The sequence below is a fragment of the Cupriavidus laharis genome (assembly GCF_914271435.1).
In the GTDB taxonomy this organism is placed as follows: Bacteria; Pseudomonadota; Gammaproteobacteria; order Burkholderiales; family Burkholderiaceae; genus Cupriavidus; species Cupriavidus laharis.
In genome coordinates, this window is the sequence record NZ_CAJZAI010000006.1 from 16,806 (window position 1) to 34,735 (window position 17,930).

The following is a 17,930-nucleotide window of genomic DNA, read 5'->3' on the forward strand; positions in this document are numbered from 1 at the left end:
CCACCGATGACCGCCACCCGCAAACGCTTCGATGACGACCCCTACCTCGACCACTGCAGCGCGACCGTACTGTCGGCAAGCGAGGCCGGCATCGAACTCGACGAGACCGTCTGCTATGCGCGCAGCGGCGGCCAGGCCGGCGACACGGCCACGCTGACCCTGGCGGATGGCCGCACCATCGAGATCGCGGACACCGTCTATGCCGACGACCGCACCCGCATCCTGCACGTTCCCACGGCGGGTGCGGAGCTGCCGCGGCCGGGCGGGCGTGTCACGGTCACGATCAACTGGCAACGCCGCCATCGGCTGATGCGCCTGCACACGTGCCTGCACCTGCTGGGCTCGCTGATCCCCGTCCCTGTGACGGGTTGCAGCATCTCGCCCGATTCGGCCCGCATCGACTTCGACCTGCCCGAATCAACGCTGGACAAGGCCGTACTGACCGAGCAGCTCAACGCGCTGATCCGCGCCAATACCGCCGTGCGCATCGACCTGATCACGCCGCAGGAACTGGCCGCGCAGCCCGAGCTGGTGCGCACCATCGGCGCCGCGCCGCCGGCGGGCACCAGCAGCATCCGCATCGTCGAGATCCCGGGCGTGGACCGCCAGCCCTGCGGCGGCACGCATGTGGCCAACACCAGCGAGATCGGCGCGGTGGTGGTCACCAAGATCGAGAAAAAGAGCCGCACCAACCGGCGCGTGGTCGTCAATTTCGCCTGAGCGCCATGACCGGAGATTTCCTGACCGGCCTGTCGGCCGCGCAATTCCTGGCGCTCGTGACGCTGCTCGCGGTGGGTTCGTTCACGCCGGGCCCCAACACCACCATCGCCGCGGTGACCGGCGCCAATTTCGGCCTGCGCGCCACGCTGCCCCATTGCGTGGGGGTGGCGTTCGGCTTTGCCAGCATCCTCGCGCTGTGCGCAGTCGGCGTCGGCGCGCTGATCCTGAGCAACCCGGCACTGGCGACCATCGTGCACATGGCCGGCGTGGCCTACCTGCTGTGGCTGGCGGCGAAGCTCGCGCGCAGCACGGTGCTCGCGGAGAAGCAGGTCCTGCGCCCGCTCAATGTGTGGCAATCGGCTGTGCTGCAGTACGCCAACATCAAGGCGTGGATGATGGCGCTGGCCACCGCGGCGTCCTACATGGCCGGTGCGCCCTCGCCCGCGCAGCGCGTGCTGCTGGTGTGCACCACGTTTGGCATCTTCGGCTTTGTCAGCAACAGCCTGTACGGCGTGCTGGGCGCGTCGCTGAGGCAATGGCTGATGCAGGGCAACCGCGTGCGCTGGTTCAACCGCGCCATGGGCCTGGCGCTGGCGCTCACTGCGGCGTGGATTGCCGTCAGCGTCCGGCCATCGGCAGTGTGACCCGACCCTTGCAGCCAGAGCGACCATGACTTCTCCCCACCCAACCGCCACCTCGCCGCACCCGCCACACGCGCCGCATTCCGGTGGCATGCTGCCCGGCTTCATCGGCGTGGCGATCTTCAGCCAGACGCTGCCATTCACACGCATGGCCGTGACGGAACTGGACGCGACCTTTGTCGCGCTGTCGCGTGCCGTGATCGCGGCCGTGCTGGCGCTGGCGCTGCTGGGCCTGCGCGGCGCGCTGGACGCGCGGCGACGTCCGCGCGGTGGCCAGTGGGCCAGGCTTGCCGTGACCGCGCTGGGCGTGGTGGTCGGCTTTCCGCTGTTCTCGTCGCAGGCGATGCGCGAAGTGCCGTCGAGCCATGGCGCCATCGTGGTCGGCCTGCTGCCGCTGGCCACCGCGGTGTTCGCCGCATGGTTCGGCCGTGAACGGCCTTCCGCCGCGTTCTGGCTGTCGGCCGTGGCCGGCAGCATGCTCGTGATCGGCTTTGCCGTGTGGCAGGGCGCTGGTGCCCTGCAGCATGCGGACTGGTACCTGTTTGCCGCCGTGGTGCTCGGCGCGCTTGGCTATGCCGAAGGCGGCAAGCTGTCGCGCGAGCTCGGCGGGCTGGAAACGATCAGCTGGGCGCTGGTGGTGTCGCTGCCGGTCCTGCTGCCCGTGGTGGGCTGGCTGGGCTGGCGCGACAGCGCTGCCATCGCGGCCGCATCGCCGCGCGCCTGGCTCGGCATGGCCTATGTGTCGGTGTTCTCGATGTTCATCGGCTTCCTGTTCTGGTACGTGGGGCTCGCAAAAGGCGGCGTGGCGCGTGTCGGGCAGATACAATTGCTGCAGCCGTTCCTGACGCTCGCGGGCGGCGCCGTGCTGCTGGCCGAGCCGCTTGACGGTGCCACCATCGCGTTCGCGGTGGCCGTGATTGCCGTGGTGGCCGTGGGCCGCCACGCCGCCGTGCAACAGGCGGCTCCCACGACCGCCACGGAAACGCCCTCCATCCTCCCCGAACGCACTCACTGACAGGAGATCACATGTCCGTCTACGACACCCTTGCACGCCTTGGCGTCGAACTGCCCACCGCCGGCGCCCCTGCCGCCGCCTACGTCATGGCCGCACAGACCGGCAATACCGTATTCCTGTCGGGCCACATCGCCCGCAAGGACGGCAAGGTATGGGCCGGCAAGCTGGGCAAGGACATCGACACCGAAACCGGCAAGGCCGCCGCGCGCGCCATCGCCATCGACCTGCTGGCCACGCTGCATGCGCACGTGGGCGACCTCAACCGCGTCACGCGCATCGTCAAGGTGATGAGCCTGGTGAATTCCACGCAGGAATTCACCGAGCAGCACCTCGTGACCAACGGCGCCTCCGAGTTCCTGGCCGAGGTGTTCGGCGACAAGGGCAAGCATGCACGCAGCGCGTTCGGCGTGGCGCAGATTCCGCTGGGCGCCTGTGTCGAGATCGAAATGATCGTCGAAGTGAACTGACCGAACCAATCGAACCGACCGGACAGCCGCTTTCGCGATGCGCATCGACAACCTGCCCTTCGGCACCACCGACTGGTCCGCGGTCGCGCCCACGCGCCATCCCGGCGAACAGGGCGAGGCGCTGTGGCGCACGCGCCAGTTCGGCGACATCCGGGTGCGCATGGTCGAGTATTCGGCCGGCTACCTGGCGGACCACTGGTGCACCAAGGGCCATATCCTGTTCGTGCTGGATGGCGAACTGCATACCGAACTGGAAGACGGCCGCCAGTTCGTGCTCCGCGCGGGCATGAGCTACCAGGTCGCCGACCAGGCGGAACCGCACCGATCGTCGACGCCGACCGGGGCCAGACTATTCATCGTTGACTGAGCCGCCCGCCAGGCGGCTCTCCCCCCAGACAAAAGAGAAACATCATGAAATGGGCCATCTCCCGCCGGGCGCAGCAACTGACCAGCTCGGCCATCCGCGAAATCCTGAAGGTGACCGAGCGTCCGGAAGTCATTTCCTTCGCCGGCGGCCTGCCCTCGCCGGCATCCTTCCCGGTAGCGGCCATGGAGGCGGCGACGGCCCGTGTATTCGCCGACAACCCGGCCGCCGCGCTGCAGTACGCGGCCACGGAAGGCTACCTGCCGCTGCGCGAATTCATCGCGAAGCGGTACAACGTGGGCGTGGAACGCGTGCTGATCACCACCGGCTCGCAACAGGCGCTGGACCTGATCGCCAAGGTGATGATCGACCCGGGCAGCAAGGTGCTGGTCGAAACACCGAGCTACCTCGGCGCGCTGCAGGCGTTTTCGCTGTTCGAGCCGGAGTTCACGTCCGTGCCCGCCGACGACAAGGGCCTGCAGCCTGAAGCGCTGACCGCCGAACTGACGGCCGGCGCGCGTTTCCTGTACGCGCTGCCCAACTTCCAGAACCCGACCGGCCGCCGCCTGCCGCTGGAGCGCCGCCAGGCGCTGGTGGCCCGAGCGAAGGAACTGGACGTGCTATTGGTCGAGGACGATCCCTACGGCGAACTCAGCTATACCGGCGACCAGCTGCCCACGCTGCTGTCGATGAACCCCGACGGCGTGATCTACATGGGCTCGTTCTCCAAGATCCTGGCACCGGGCCTGCGCCTTGGCTTCGTGATCGCGCCGCCGGAACTGCATTTCAAGCTGTGCCAGGCCAAGCAGGCATCGGACCTGCACACGCCCAGCTTCACGCAGCGCGTAGCCTACGAGACCGTGCGCGACGGGCTGCTCGATCGCCACATCCCCACCATCCGCGAACTGTACGGCAAGCAGTGCCAGGTCATGCTCGACGCGCTGGCGCGCCACATGCCCGAAGGCGTAAGCTGGAATCAGCCTGAAGGCGGCATGTTCATCTGGGTGCAGTTGCCCCAAGGCCTGGACAGCATGGCGATCCTGGAAGAAGCGGTGAAGCGCAACGTGGCCTATGTGCCGGGCGCGCCCTTCTATGCCAGCAACCCGCAGCGCAACACGCTGCGCCTGGCCTTCGTCACGGTGCCACCCGAGCGCATCGAGCAGGGCGTGGCGATCCTGGGCACGCTGTTCCGCGAAGCCATCGCCTCGGCGCCGCAGGCCCGCGCTGCCTGAGCGGCAAGAGCCACAACGGACAACCCAACGGCAACCGCAAGAGATCAGGGGGAGAATCTTCATGCTGCGGATCTGGGGTCGACTGTCATCGATCAATGTACAGAAGGTGGTCTGGTGCGCGCGCGAGCTGCACCTGGACCATGAGCGCGTGGACATCGGCGTCAGCCAGGGCGACCTGGATACCGAGGCCTATGTCCGCCTGAACCCCAACCGGCAGATCCCCGTGATCGAGGATTTCCGGGGCACGGACGTAGGCGGCGAGCCCTTCGTGCTGTGGGAGTCCAACGCGATCGTGCGCTACCTGTGCGCGCGATATGGGGAAGGCACGCTGTGGCCCGAAGACGTCAAGGCGCGCGCCTCGGCCGACCGCTGGATGGACTGGCAGACCACCACCTTCAGCCCGGCCATGGTCACCGCCTTCCTCAATATGGTCCGCGTCGCGCCCGGGCAGCGCGACGATGCCGCCGTGGCCGCGTCATGCGCGCGTACGGAGCCGCTGGCGGCGCTGCTCGACAAGGCGCTGACCGGGCGCGAGTTCATCGGCGGCGACCGTTTCACCATGGCGGACATCTCGCTCGCCTGCGCCGCCCATCGCTGGATGGGCACACCGGTCGCCCACGAACCGCGTCCCGAGCTGGAGCGCTGGCTGGCCGCCATGCGCGCCCGCCCCGCAGCCGAAGGTATCCTGGAGCTGCCGCTGCGCTGAGAGTGCGGCGGCAGGCCCGTCCTTATTTTCCGGCGCGCGAGCCTGACGCCGCCGTGAACACCCCGAGTCCGATAAAGGCTGCCGCCGTCAGGTAGCGGCCCGCCGCCCTCGCCCGTCCGGCGCGGCGCAGCGCCGGCATCACGGCCGCCGCCGCGGTCACGTAGCAGACGTCGGTGGTCGCCGCAATCAGCACGAAACCCACGCCCAGTGCCAGGCTCTGCGCCAGCGCGGAACCGGCCGGGTTCATGAACTGCGGCAGGAAGGCGGCGAAGAAGATCGCGGTCTTGGGGTTCAGCAGCGCCACCACGAAGCCATCGCGCAGCACCTGCCGCAGCGGACGCGCGGGCGGCGGTGTATCCGTGGCCACCGCCGGCGCGGCGCGCAAGGTGCGAATCCCCAGCCAGATCAGGTATGCCGCCCCGGCGTACTTCACCACTGTAAAGGCCAGCGCCGATACCGAGAACAGCACGGCCAGTCCGAGTGCTGCCCCCGCCGCGTTGCCGAGGTTGCCCAGCGCCACGGCGGCGACCGAGGCCAGCCCGGCACGCCAACCCTGCGCCAGCGTCCGCGTCACGATATAGACCACGGCCGGGCCCGGTGTCACGGCCAGCGCCAGACTGGCCAGCACGAAGGCGCCGAGCAGCGGCCACGGGGGAAGGAACTCTGGCATGGTGTCTCCTTATATCTCTCTCTTGTTGTCGGATTCATATGGCATTCGGCAGACAGGCTACGCAGGCCGTGCACCGTTGCCAAGCTGACATTATGGCCATTCCCTGGCTGGCATACATTTCTAATAGGCGCCGTTTAGAGTACTCTGGGCTTTGGGTAGCACGTGCGCCATGCTGCCCCCCAGGCAAACCCTGATCCCTGAATCTGGCTCATGTATGCCATGACTGGATTTAAGGCGGCGTTGCGGGAACCCATCCTTACAATCCTTGTTCGACTCGCGAGTGCGGCTGGCGCCGCACGTCTGTACGCGATGTACAACGGCAGCCAAGGGCACGGAGATCGCCCGGGCCGCCCGAGCCAAACCTGAGGAGGATTTCAATCGTGTGGAGTCAAGTCTATGACCCGCTAGGCAATATGGCGCTGTCCACCATTGCCGCGGGCGTCCCGGTAGCCGTGCTGCTTGCAGCGCTGGCCTTCTTTCACATGCAGGCGCACCTTGCCGCCGGCCTGGCGCTGGTGGTGGGCATCGTGGTGGCGTCCGCGGTCTTCGGCATGCCCGCGGCCATGGCCGGCAAGGCGGCCGGACTCGGCATTGTCTCGGGCCTGTTCCCGATCGGCTGGATCGTCCTCAACATCATCTTCCTGCACCGGCTCACCACGCTGAACGGGTCATTCAAGGTATTGCAGACATCGATCTCCGGCGTGACCGAAGACCGCCGCCTGCAGCTGCTGCTGGTTGCCTTCAGCTTCGGCGCGTTCTTCGAAGGCGCCGCCGGCTTCGGCACGCCGGTGGCCGTGACCGGCGCCATCCTGATCGGCCTGGGCTTCTCGCCGCTGGCCGCTTCGGGCCTGGCGCTGATCGCCAATACCGCGCCGGTGGCCTTCGGCGCGCTCGGTGCGCCGATCATCGGGCTGTCTTCGGTGACCGGCATCGACCAGGTCACGCTGTCGGCCATGATCGGCCGTCAGCTCCCGTTCTTCTCGGTGCTGGTGCCGTTCTGGCTGATCTGGGCCTTCGCCGGCTTCCGCGGCATGATCGCCATCTGGCCGGCGATCCTGGTTGCGGGCGTGAGCTTCGCCATCCCGCAATTCCTGGTGTCGAACTACCATGGCCCGTGGCTGGTGGACGTGATCTCGGCGCTGATCTCGCTGGGCGCGCTCACGCTGTTCCTGAAGATCTGGCACCCCAAGGAAATCTGGACGACAACCAAGATCCTGGGCCGCCACGACGACTCCAAGGTCGACCATCCCGAGGCGCTGGAAGCCGACGCCCGCGCCACCGCTGCCTCCGCCGGTATCTCTGTGGCCAAGGCCTGGGTGCCCTGGATCATCCTGACCGTGTTCGTCTTCATCTGGGGCGTGCCCGAGTTCAAGAAGTTCATGGATACCCTGTGGCAATGGAAATTCCCCATTCCGGGCCTGGACAAGGCGATCCTCAAGCACCCGCCGGTCACGCCCAAGGAAATCGCCGAGCCTGCCATCTTCGCCTTCAACGTGCTGTCCATGGCCGGTACCGGCATCCTGGTGTCGGCCATTGTCGGCGGGCTGGTGATGGGCTATTCGGTGCCGCGCATGGTCAAGGAATACTGGGAAACCATCAAGCTGACCAAGTTCTCGCTGCTGACCATCAGCGCCATGTTCGGCATCGGCTACCTGACCCGCTACTCGGGCCTGGATGCCACGCTGGGCCTGGCCTTCGCGCAGACCGGCGTGCTCTACCCGCTGTTCGGCACCATGCTGGGCTGGCTGGGCGTGGCGCTGACCGGTTCCGACACCGCCTCCAACGTGCTGTTCGGCGGCCTGCAGAAGACTACCGCCGAGCAGCTTGGCCTGTCGCCGGTGCTGATGGCCGCGGCCAACAGCTCGGGAGGCGTGATGGGCAAGATGATCGATGCGCAGTCCATCGTGGTGGCCTCCACCGCCACCAAGTGGTACGGGCACGAGGGCGACATCCTGCGCTATGTGTTCTTCCACTCGATCGCGCTGGCGATCATGGTGGGCATTTTCGTGACGCTGCAGGCCTACGTGGAGCCGTTCACACATATGGTCATCCACTGACCCGGCTGCCGACAGGCAAGGCAAGCAAACCAGAGGCCCCGCACCCGGCGGGGCCTTTTTCATTGGCGGCGTATCATGGAGCGTCCAGTCCGCCGCACGCGCGGGCCCAGCCGCAACCGCCATGCCCATACGCCGCCTGGAACGCCTGATCGACCCTTTCCGCCGCATGCCCGACAGCAAGCCGCCGGGCGACGTGTGGCACTTCTACGCCTATTTCCTGCGCGAGGTCTGGCCGGTGTTCGGCGTCCTGCTGGTGGTCGGGCTGGTCGGCGCGCTGATCGAGGTATCGCTGTTCAGTTTCCTGGGCCGCCTGGTGGACCTGGCCCAGACCTCGCCCGCCGAAGGCTTCTTCAGCCGCCACCGCAATGAGCTGCTGTGGATGGCGCTGGTCGCGCTCGTGCTGCGCCCGGTGTTCTTCGGGCTGCACGACATCCTGGTGCACCAGGTCATCAACCCGAACCTGGCGAACCTGATCCGCTGGCAGAACCACCGCTACGTGCTCAAGCAGAGCCTGTCGTTCTTCCAGAACGACTTTGCGGGGCGCATCGCCCAGCGCATCATGCAGACCGGCTTTTCGCTGCGCGACTCCGCGGTGCAGGCCGTCGACGCGCTGTGGCACGTGCTGATCTACGCGGTCACGTCGCTGGTGCTGTTCGCGGAGGCCGACTGGCGCCTGATGATCCCGCTGCTGCTGTGGATCGCCTGCTACGTGGCGGCGCTCGCGTACTTCGTGCCGCGCGTCAAGCAACGCTCGGTCGTCGCCACCGAGGCACGCTCGCGGCTGATGGGCCGCATCGTCGACGGCTACACCAATATCGCCACGCTCAAGCTGTTCGCCCATACACGCAAGGAAGAGGACTACGCACGCGACGCCATGGCCGACCAGACCGACAAGGTGCGCCTGGCCGGGCGCATGGTGAGCGCCATGGATATCACCATCACCGCCATGAACGGCGCGCTGATCGCCGGCACGACCGGCATGGCGCTGTGGCTGTGGAGCCAGGGCCGGGTCACGACCGGCGCCATCGCGCTCACCACCGGGCTGGTGATCCGCATCAACAATATGTCGGGCTGGATCATGTGGGTGGTCAACGGCATCTTCGAGAACGTCGGCCAGGTGCAGGACGGCATGAAGACCATTGCGGTACCGCGCACCGTGACGGACCGGCCCGACGCGCAGCCCCTGCGCGTCACCCATGGCGCGGTGCGCTTCGAACAGGTCGGGTTCCACTATGGCAAGGGCTCGGGCGTGATCGAAGGCGTGGACCTGGCGGTGCGGCCCGGCGAGAAGATCGGACTGGTCGGGCCGTCCGGGGCGGGCAAGTCGACACTGGTCAACCTGCTGCTGCGGCTCTATGACGTGGAGCGCGGCCGCATCCTGATCGACGGCCAGGACATTGCCGGCGTGACGCAGGAAAGCCTGCGCGCGCAGATCGGCATGGTGACGCAGGATACCTCGCTGCTGCACCGCTCGATCCGCGACAACCTGCTCTATGGCAAGCCCGATGCCACCGAAGCCGAAATTGCCGAGGCACTGCACCGCGCCCGCGCCGACGAGTTCGTCCCGCACCTGGCGGATGCCAGCGGCAACACTGGCCTGGAGGCGCTGGTGGGCGAGCGCGGCGTGAAGCTGTCCGGCGGCCAGCGCCAGCGCATTGCCATCGCGCGGGTGCTGCTCAAGAATGCGCCCATCCTGATCCTGGACGAGGCCACCTCGGCGCTCGACTCGGAAGTGGAGGCAGCGATCCAGGAAAGCCTGGAGACGCTGATGCAGGGCAAGACGGTGATCGCGATCGCGCACCGGCTTTCAACCATCGCGCGCATGGACCGGCTGGTGGTGCTGGACCAGGGCCATATCGCCGAGAGCGGCACGCATGCGGAACTGCTCGCCCATGGCGGACTATATGCGCGATTGTGGGCGCACCAGACCGGCGGCTTCGTCGGCGTGGACTGATCCGGTTCCGGTCAGAGCGCGCCGAGCAGCCCGGCCAGCCCGCCGATGGCCACCAGCACGAGCGGATGCACGCGCGTCTTCAGCATTAGCAGGACCGTCACCACGGTGACGGCCACCGCGCCCCAGCCGTGGTCGACGCTGCGCGCCAGCACCCATCCCGACGAGGCCAGCAAGCCGATCGTCAGTGCGGCCAGCCCGCGCCGGATCAGGCCGGGCCAGTTCGCATGCGGAGAGCGGCCAGAGAAATATTCGAACGCGAGCGCGATCAGGCTGGACGGCCCGCACATACCGAGCATGGCCGCGAGCGAACCGGCAAAGCCCGCCACCTGCCAGCCGAACAGCGAGACGAACAGCACGTTGGGGCCGGGCGCCGCCTGCGAAATCGCGTACATGGCCGAGAACTGCGCATCGGTCAGCCAGCCGTTGGCCTCGACCAGGTAGCGGTGCATGTCCGGCAGAGTGGAACTGGCACCGCCGATGGCCAGCAGCGACAGCGCGCTGAAATGGGCGAACAGGCTGCCCAGCACTTCGGCCGCGCTCATTGGCGCGCTCCGCGGATAGCGCGCCATTCGAGCACCAGTGCCAGCGGCACGAGCACAGCCATGACGGGCACGAGCGGCCAACGCAGCAAGCCGATTACCAGGAAAGCCGCTCCGCCGATCAGCACGGCACGCATGGTCAGCGACAGGCTCAGCGCCAGCCGGATGGCCGTGGCCAGCATTAGCCCGGCCGAAACCGCCGTCATGCCGGCCAGCATGCGCTGCACGGCCGGCACGTATTCGTAGTGCTGGTACAGCAGCAGCAAACCCAGTACCAGCCCCATCGGCACCATGACCAGCCCGCTGAACGCGGCCAGCGCGCCGCGCCAGCCGGCAAAACGCAGGCCCAGCATCAGCGCCAGGTTGATGACATTGGGGCCGGGCAGGACCTGGCCCAGGCTCAGCAGTTCGACAAAGTCGCGGTCATCGAGCCAGCGGTTGCGCTCCACCACCGCACGGCGCACGAACGGCAGCACGCCGCCGAAACCGGACAGGCCCATGCGGGCGAACTCGATGAAGAGGGTGCGGGGGGTGGGGGGCGGGGCGAGGGAAGACATGGGAAGGAGAATGACAGCGACGGCAAGCAACAGCGGCGGCGTGACAACTGCTGCGGCGATACTCCCCTCTCCCGCAAGCGGGAGAGGGGAGAAACCCGGGAAGCACCTTAGTTGCCCGAAGGCGGCACAACCCTGAACGGATCGATCCGCACGCCCTTCAACTTGGTCTCCAGCGCCTTGCCCTTGCGCGCCCGCTTGCCGATATAAACCATCAGGTTCGCACCAGCCAGTTTCTGCGAATCAGGCTTGCCACCACGCGGCGTGGTACCCGACACCACCAGCCCCGGCGCGCCCACGCCAATGGCCTGCAGCAGCTTCTCCTTCGGCTCCAGCTCCATCAGGATCACGCCTCGGCCACCGGCCGACAGCACCTTTACCTCGTCCAGCGCCACCAGCAGCATGCGGCCGTTGCCGGACAGGCATGCCACGTGCGTGGCCTCGTCGCCGATCGGCGCGGGCGCGAGCGGCGCATCGCCGTCGTCCAGCGTCAGGAAGGACTTGCCGCCCTTCTGCCGGCCCGTCATGTCGCCCACCTTGGTCAGGAAGCCATTGCCGCCCTGCGTGGCGATCAGCACGCGCTGCTCCGCATTGCCGGCAAGGGTGTGGGCAATCTGGCTGCCCGGCTGCAGTTCGATCAGCGTGGTGAGCGGCACGCCGTCGCCGCGCCCGCCCGGCAGGCCCGCCACCGGCACGGAGTACACGCGGCCATTAGTGCCGAACGCCAGCAGCACGTCCACCGTGCGGCATTCGAAGGTGCCGTACAGCGCATCGCCCGCCTTGAACGTGAACTGCTGCGCATCGTGACCATGGCCCTGGCGCGTGCGCACCCAGCCCTTCTGCGACACCACGACCGTGACCGGCTCGTCCACCACACGCACTTCGGCGGCGGCGCGGCGCTCTTCCTGGATCAGCGTACGGCGCGGGTCCTTGTCTTCCGGGCTGTACTGCTTCGCATCGGTCTCGATCTCCTTGATGATGCGACGGCGCATCATGGTGTCGGACTTGAGCAGCACGTCGAGATCGGCCTGCTCTTCGCGCAGGTCCTGCAGTTCCTTCTCGATCCTGATGGCTTCCAGCCGGGCCAACTGGCGCAGGCGGATTTCGAGGATATCCTCGGCCTGGCGGTCGCTCAGGCCGAAGCGCTCCATCAGCGCAGGCTTGGGCTCGTCGCTTTCGCGGATGATGCGGATCACCTCGTCGATGTTCAGCAGCACCAGCATCCGGCCTTCGAGGATGTGGATGCGGTCCTCCACCTTGCCCAGGCGATGGCGCGTGCGCCGCGTGACGGTGGCGAAGCGGAAGTCGATCCACTCGCGCAGGATGTCGCGCAGGCCCTTCTGGCGCGGGCGGCCGTCCGTGCCGATCATCACCAGGTTGACCGGCGCGCCTGACTCCAGGCTGGTATGGGCAAGCAGCGTCTGGATGAATTCCTGCTGGCCGACGTTCTTGCTCTTGGGCTCGAACACCAGCCGCACCGGCGCGTCCTTGCCCGATTCGTCGCGCACGGCGTCCAGCACGGCCAGCACGGAGGCCTTGAGCTGCTGCTGCTCCGGGGTCAGCGCCTTCTTGCCGGCCTTGACCTTCGGGTTGGTCAGTTCCTCGATTTCTTCGAGCACCTTCTGCGCCGACGTGGCCGGTGGCAGCTCGGTCACCACCAGTTGCCACTGGCCGCGCGCCATTTCCTCGATGGTCCAGCGCGCGCGCACCTTCAAGCTGCCGCGGCCAGTCTCGTAGATCTGGGCGATGTCCGAAGCCGGCGAGATGATCTGGCCGCCGCCGGGATAGTCCGGGCCCGGCATCAGCGCCAGCAACTCGGCCAGCGTGATGTTGGGGTTGCGGATCATCGCGACGGTGGCGCCGGCGACTTCGCGCAGGTTGTGCGGCGGCACTTCGGTCGCCATGCCCACGGCAATGCCCGAAGCGCCATTGAGCAGCACGAACGGCATGCGCGCAGGCAGCAGCTTCGGCTCTTCCATCGAGCCGTCGTAGTTGGCGATGAAGTCGACCGTGCCCTGGTCGATCTCGTCGAGCAGCAGGCGCGAGATCGGCGTGAGGCGCGCTTCCGTATAACGCATGGCCGCGGCGCCGTCGCCGTCGCGCGAGCCGAAGTTGCCCTGGCCGTCGATCAGCGGATAGCGCAGCGAGAAGTCCTGCGCCAGGCGCACCAGCGCGTCATACGCTGACTGGTCGCCGTGCGGGTGGTATTTGCCGAGCACATCGCCGACCACGCGCGCGGACTTGACCGGCTTGGCGTCGGCGCGCAGGCCCATCTCGTGCATGGCGAACAGGATGCGCCGCTGCACGGGCTTCTGGCCATCCGCGACCTCGGGCAGCGCGCGGCCCTTGACCACGCTGACGGCGTAGTCAAGGTAGGCCCGCTCGGCGTAGCGCGCCAGCGTCAGCGAATCCGCCGGCTCTTCAGGTTGAAACGAGATGTCTTGTTGTTCCATGGATTGGCAAGAAGACGGCGCGCCATGATGTAAAGCCGGCGCGCCGGGTGGCTTGTTGTTCGGGAATCCTGGTCAGGGCATGTTGCGCCGTCCGCCGATCACCATCTTCACGCGTGACGGCCCGCCGGCTGCCGCGCTGGTACGGCTGACGACCGGCCCGCCGGGCTTGTACAGCCGGTAGAACTGCAGCACGGTACTCACGTATTGCTGCGTCTCCGGGTACGGCGGAATCCGGTTGTTGTAGCGCTGCACCGCGCCCTCGCCTGCGTTGTAGGCGGCCAGCACCAGTTCCAGGTTGTCGGGGAACAGCTCCATCAGCCAGCGCAGGTAGCGCACGCCGGCCGAGATATTGGTGCGCGGGTCGGCCAGCTTCTCCTCGACGCTGCGGCGCGCATCGGCGCTGACGCCGAAACGCGTGCCGGTGCCGGGAATGACCTGCATCAGCCCGATGGCGCCCTTGGGCGACACGGCCGACGGGTTGAAGCCGGACTCCACCGCCATCACCGCCTTGACCAGCGCCGGGTCGACGTCCTGCTTGTCCGCGATCTGGCGGATCATCGGCTCGACCTTGGCGATATTCGGGTGGTTGACGATATAGCGGTACAGCTTGTGCTGCTCGAGATCTACCGCGGCAGCGCCGGCCTCGCGCGAATCACGGGAGGTATCGAAGCTGCCGCCGTCCTTCATGAAGAGCTTGTAGCGCTCGTCGAGCTTGTGGTCGGCAAAGTGGGCGACGCCATCGGCATCGATAAAGCCATAGAGTTCGGCATGCGCCGCCGGCGCAAAGGCGAGGCCGGCCAGCGCCAGCACGGCTGCTGCCGCCTGTCGCCATGGTCCGCGTGTCAGCCTCGTCGTCATTGCGTGCCTCAGATATCGGCCTCGACCTCGTTGCCCTTCTCTTCCAGCCAGCTGCGGCGCTGGGCGGCCTCGCCCTTGCCCATCAGCATATTCATCATCTCGACGGTCTGCGGCAGGTCGAATTCGCCGAGCGCCACGGGCAGCAGGCGGCGCGTGTCCGGGTTCATGGTGGTTTCCCAGAGCTGTTCGGCGCTCATTTCGCCGAGGCCCTTGAAGCGGGAGATCTGCCAGCTGCCGTCCTTGACGCCGTCCTTGAGCAGCTTGTCCTGGATGGCTTCCAGCTCACCTTCATCGAGTGCATACAGCTTCTGCGCCGGCTTCTTGCCGCGCGCGGGCGCGTCGACGCGGAACAGCGGCGGGCGCGCTACGCAGACGTTGCCGGCGTCGATCAGCTTCGGGAAGTGCCGGAAGAACAGCGTCAGCAGCAGCACCTGGATGTGCGCGCCATCCACGTCCGCGTCGGACAGGATGCAGATCTTGCCATAACGCAGGTTGGACAGGTCAGGCTCGTCGTTCGGGCCGTGCGGGTCCACGCCGATGGCCACGGCGATGTCGTGCACTTCGTTGTTGGCGAACAGGCGGTCGCGCTCGGTCTCCCAGGTATTCAGCACCTTGCCGCGCAGCGGCAGGATGGCCTGGAACTCCTTGTCGCGGCCCATCTTGGCCGAGCCGCCGGCGGAGTCGCCCTCGACCAGGAAGATCTCGTTGCGCGTGACGTCGGTCGATTCGCAGTCGGTCAGCTTGCCGGGCAGCACGGCCACGCCGGAGCCCTTCTTCTTTTCCACCTTCTGTGCGGCGCGCGTGCGCGCCTGCGCCTGGCGGATCACCAGCTCGGCCAGCTTCTTGCCGTATTCGACGTGGTGGTTCAGCCACAGCTCCAGCGCCGGGCGGCTGAAGGTCGACACCAGGCGCACCGCGTCGCGGCTGTTCAGGCGTTCCTTGATCTGGCCCTGGAACTGCGGGTCCAGCACCTTGGCCGACAGCACGAACGAGGCGCGCGCGAACACGTCCTCGCTCATCAGCTTGACGCCCTTGGGCTGCAAGGCGTGCATCTCGATAAAGCTCTTGACCGCCTGGAACAGGCCTTCGCGCAGGCCGGACTCGTGCGTGCCGCCGGCCGGCGTGGGGATCAGGTTGACGTATGACTCCCGCACCGGCGCGCCCTCTTCGGTCCAGGCCACTACCCAGGAAGCGCCTTCGCCGTCGGCAAAGCCTTCTTCGCCGGGGTTGGCATCCGGGTCGGCGAAGTGCTCGCCCTCAAACATCGGGATCACCAGTTCGGCGCCGCTGCCCTGCGCCAGCGCCTCGACCAGGTAGCCCTTGAGGCCCTGGTCGTACTGCCAGGTCTGGGACTCGCCGGTCTTCTCGATCACCAGCGTCACCTTCACGCCGGGCAGCAGCACCGCCTTGCTGCGCAGCAAGCGCTGCAACTCGGCCTGCGGGATGGCGGCCGAATCGAAATACTTCGCGTCCGGCCACACCTGGACACGCGTGCCATTTTTCTTCTCGCCGCGCTCGAGCTTGCGCGAAGTGAGCGGCGCGGTCACATCACCGCCGGAGAAGGTCAGCGTGGACATCATGCCCTCGCGCCAGACCGTCACGTCCAGCTGCGTGGACAGCGCGTTGGTCACCGACACGCCCACGCCATGCAGGCCGCCCGAGAACGCGTAGGCGCCGCCCTTGCCCTTGTCGAACTTGCCGCCGGCGTGCAGCCGCGTGAAGACGATCTCGACCACCGGCACGCCTTCTTCCGGGTGGATGCCGACCGGGATGCCGCGGCCGTCGTCCTCCACGCTGACGCTGCCGTCGCGGTGCAGCGTGACCAGGATCTCGGAACCGAAGCCGCCCAGCGCCTCGTCGGACGCGTTGTCGATCACCTCCTGCACGATATGCAGGGGGTTGTCGGTGCGGGTGTACATGCCGGGACGCTGCTTGACCGGCTCCAGGCCCTTCAGGACCCGGATGGAGGATTCGCTGTACTGACTGGTTTTGCTCGCCATGGAGTCGCTACGAAAGTGGAGATCCCGGCCACTGCGGCGCGCATTCGTGGCTGCGCCGGGGTGCCGGGCACTGCATTGTAATGGAAGCCCGGACCGGCAATCGTGGCAAAAAGACCGCGACGCCAGCGCGCTTCCTTGCCGGCCGTCCGGATTACCATGCCGCCCGTCCGGACTTGCGGGCAGTGCCCGGCGCGTTCCGGCAAGCCGGGGTAAACTCGCGCAGACCGGATCCGGCCCCCAATGCCGCGCCCGGCCAGCACAACAAGAACCACAACAACAGAGGCACCCCGCCGCCCGCAGCGAGCCCGATATGCAGAATCGACAACTCTCCCTGACCACTGTGCTCGTGTGCGGTGGCCTGCTCGTCACCCTTTCCATGGGCATCCGGCATGGCTTCGGCCTGTTCAACCTGCCGATCACCCAAGCCCATGGCTGGAACCGCGAGACCTTTGCCTTCGCGCTGGCGCTGCAGAACCTGATGTGGGGCGCCAGCCAGCCCTTTGCCGGCGCGCTCGCCGACAAGTACGGCGCACTGCGCATCATGCTGATCGGCGTGGCGCTGTACGTCGCCGGGCTGGTGGTGATGGCACTGTCGACCAGCGGCACAGCCTTCGCCGGCGGTGCCGGCGTGATGATCGGCATCGCCCAGTCCGGCACCACCTACAGCGTGGTGTACGGCGTGATCGGCCGGGTGGCCAGCGCCGAGAAGCGCATCTGGGCCATGGGCATTGCCGCCGCGGCGGGCTCCTTCGGGCAGTTCCTGATGATCCCGGTCGAGCAGACGCTGATCTCCGGGCTGGGATGGCAAAACGCCCTGTTCGTGATGGCGCTGATGGCCTGCGTCATGCTGCCGCTGGCGTTCACGCTGCGTGAGCCGAAGATGGCCGCGCACGACGGCGGGCATCATCAGACCATCGGCCAGGCCATCCGCGAGGCCTTCGGCAACCGCAATTTCCAGCTGCTGACGCTGGGCTATTTCGTATGCGGCTTCCAGGTGGTGTTCATCGGCGTGCATCTGGCGCCCTACCTGAAGGACAAGGGCCTGACCGACCCCAAGGTGGCCACCGTGGCGCTGGCGCTGATCGGCCTGTTCAACGTGTTTGGCACCTACACCGCCGGCGCCATGGGACAGCGCCTGCCCAAGCGCTACCTGCTGTCGGCCATCTACCTGACGCGTTCCGTGGTCATTGCGGGCTACCTGCTGCTGCCGCTGACGACGGGCAGCACCTGGGTATTCGCGGCGCTGATGGGCTTCCTGTGGCTGTCGACCGTGCCGCTAACCAACGGCATCATCGCCCAGGTGTTCGGCGTGAAATACCTGTCGATGCTGTCCGGCGTAGTGTTCTTCTCGCACCAGATCGGCAGCTTCCTGGGCGCGTGGCTGGGCGGCTACCTGTATGACCGCACCGGTGGCTACACCACCGTGTGGATGATTGCGATGGCGCTGGGCGTGATGGCGGCGCTAGTCAACCTGCCGATCCGCGAGCACGCGCTGGCGCGCCCGCAGCCGGCCGCGGCATGACCACCGTCGCACGCCAGCGCATGCTGCGCGCCGCCGGCCTGCTGGTGCTGGCGGCGGCGCTGGGGCTTGGGTTTATCGGGTACCTGCGGCCGTCGTTTATGGTCGACCTGACCAATATGGTGTTGGCGTGGTGTGGATGAAGTCGTGACACGCCGGTTTGCTCCCCTCTCCCGCTGAG

17 protein-coding genes are annotated in these 17,930 nt (G+C 67.3%); 11 read left to right on the forward strand and 6 right to left on the reverse strand.

Annotated elements, in window-relative coordinates; genetic code table 11:
• Window positions 1-6 precede the first annotated feature (6 nt).
• The 7 genes from LDO29_RS13820 to LDO29_RS13850 all read left to right on the forward strand — a co-directional run bounded on the left by LDO29_RS13820 (window position 7) and on the right by LDO29_RS13850 (window position 5,145).
• On the forward strand, window positions 7-720 hold the full coding sequence (locus tag LDO29_RS13820) for an alanyl-tRNA editing protein (RefSeq protein ID WP_224080357.1): 714 nt from the start codon (window positions 7-9) through the stop codon (window positions 718-720).
• A gap of 5 nt (window positions 721-725) precedes the next feature.
• Window positions 726-1,364 (forward strand): LysE family translocator, encoded by a 639-nt coding sequence (locus LDO29_RS13825; protein ID WP_224080358.1) that lies wholly within the window; start codon window positions 726-728, stop codon window positions 1,362-1,364.
• A gap of 25 nt (window positions 1,365-1,389) precedes the next feature.
• Window positions 1,390-2,376: a DMT family transporter gene (locus tag LDO29_RS13830; RefSeq protein ID WP_224080359.1), complete on the forward strand. Its 987-nt coding sequence runs from the start codon at window positions 1,390-1,392 to the stop codon at window positions 2,374-2,376.
• Window positions 2,377-2,387: 11 nt separating this feature from the next.
• A complete protein-coding gene (locus LDO29_RS13835) occupies window positions 2,388-2,843 on the forward strand; it encodes a RidA family protein (RefSeq protein ID WP_224080360.1) in 456 nt (151 codons plus the stop codon).
• A gap of 37 nt (window positions 2,844-2,880) precedes the next feature.
• Window positions 2,881-3,210 (forward strand): DHCW motif cupin fold protein, encoded by a 330-nt coding sequence (locus LDO29_RS13840; RefSeq protein WP_224080361.1) that lies wholly within the window; start codon window positions 2,881-2,883, stop codon window positions 3,208-3,210.
• Window positions 3,211-3,254: 44 nt separating this feature from the next.
• Window positions 3,255-4,439: an aminotransferase-like domain-containing protein gene (locus LDO29_RS13845; RefSeq protein ID WP_224080362.1), complete on the forward strand. Its 1,185-nt coding sequence runs from the start codon at window positions 3,255-3,257 to the stop codon at window positions 4,437-4,439.
• 61 nt (window positions 4,440-4,500) lie between these two features.
• Window positions 4,501-5,145 (forward strand): glutathione S-transferase family protein, encoded by a 645-nt coding sequence (locus LDO29_RS13850; protein WP_224080363.1) that lies wholly within the window; start codon window positions 4,501-4,503, stop codon window positions 5,143-5,145.
• Window positions 5,146-5,167: 22 nt separating this feature from the next.
• On the opposite strand, the gene LDO29_RS13855 is transcribed toward LDO29_RS13850, so the two are convergent.
• Window positions 5,168-5,815: a LysE family translocator gene (locus tag LDO29_RS13855; RefSeq protein ID WP_224080364.1), complete on the reverse strand. Its 648-nt coding sequence runs from the start codon at window positions 5,813-5,815 to the stop codon at window positions 5,168-5,170.
• 380 nt (window positions 5,816-6,195) lie between these two features.
• On the opposite strand from LDO29_RS13855, the gene LDO29_RS13860 reads away from it, so the two are divergent.
• Window positions 6,196-7,872 carry an L-lactate permease gene (locus LDO29_RS13860; RefSeq protein WP_224080365.1) on the forward strand — a complete coding sequence of 559 codons (1,677 nt, stop codon included), beginning with the start codon at window positions 6,196-6,198 and terminating at the stop codon, window positions 7,870-7,872.
• Window positions 7,873-7,993: 121 nt separating this feature from the next.
• Window positions 7,994-9,826: an ABC transporter ATP-binding protein gene (locus LDO29_RS13865; protein ID WP_290369572.1), complete on the forward strand. Its 1,833-nt coding sequence runs from the start codon at window positions 7,994-7,996 to the stop codon at window positions 9,824-9,826.
• 11 nt (window positions 9,827-9,837) lie between these two features.
• Here LDO29_RS13865 and LDO29_RS13870 read toward each other — a convergent pair whose 3' ends face one another.
• The 5 genes from LDO29_RS13870 to LDO29_RS13890 form a co-directional block, all read right to left on the reverse strand.
• Window positions 9,838-10,368 carry a chromate transporter gene (locus LDO29_RS13870; protein ID WP_224080366.1) on the reverse strand — a complete coding sequence of 177 codons (531 nt, stop codon included), beginning with the start codon at window positions 10,366-10,368 and terminating at the stop codon, window positions 9,838-9,840.
• Window positions 10,365-10,922: a chromate transporter gene (locus tag LDO29_RS13875; RefSeq protein ID WP_224080367.1), complete on the reverse strand. Its 558-nt coding sequence runs from the start codon at window positions 10,920-10,922 to the stop codon at window positions 10,365-10,367. The genes LDO29_RS13870 and LDO29_RS13875 overlap by 4 nt, the downstream gene beginning before the upstream one ends.
• Window positions 10,923-11,029: 107 nt before the next feature.
• Window positions 11,030-13,372, reverse strand: coding sequence for a DNA topoisomerase IV subunit A (gene parC, locus LDO29_RS13880; RefSeq protein WP_224080368.1), 2,343 nt, complete (start codon window positions 13,370-13,372; stop codon window positions 11,030-11,032).
• Between the two features lie 72 nt (window positions 13,373-13,444).
• Window positions 13,445-14,230 carry a lytic transglycosylase domain-containing protein gene (locus LDO29_RS13885; RefSeq protein WP_224080369.1) on the reverse strand — a complete coding sequence of 262 codons (786 nt, stop codon included), beginning with the start codon at window positions 14,228-14,230 and terminating at the stop codon, window positions 13,445-13,447.
• 8 nt (window positions 14,231-14,238) lie between these two features.
• Window positions 14,239-16,230, reverse strand: coding sequence for a DNA topoisomerase IV subunit B (locus LDO29_RS13890; RefSeq protein ID WP_224080370.1), 1,992 nt, complete (start codon window positions 16,228-16,230; stop codon window positions 14,239-14,241).
• Window positions 16,231-16,540: 310 nt separating this feature from the next.
• On the opposite strand from LDO29_RS13890, the gene LDO29_RS13895 reads away from it, so the two are divergent.
• On the forward strand, window positions 16,541-17,752 hold the full coding sequence (locus tag LDO29_RS13895) for an MFS transporter (RefSeq protein WP_224080371.1): 1,212 nt from the start codon (window positions 16,541-16,543) through the stop codon (window positions 17,750-17,752).
• On the forward strand, window positions 17,749-17,892 hold the full coding sequence (locus LDO29_RS13900; protein ID WP_224080372.1) for a hypothetical protein: 144 nt from the start codon (window positions 17,749-17,751) through the stop codon (window positions 17,890-17,892). Before LDO29_RS13895 ends, LDO29_RS13900 begins: the two co-directional genes overlap by 4 nt.
• Window positions 17,893-17,930: the final 38 nt, after the last annotated feature.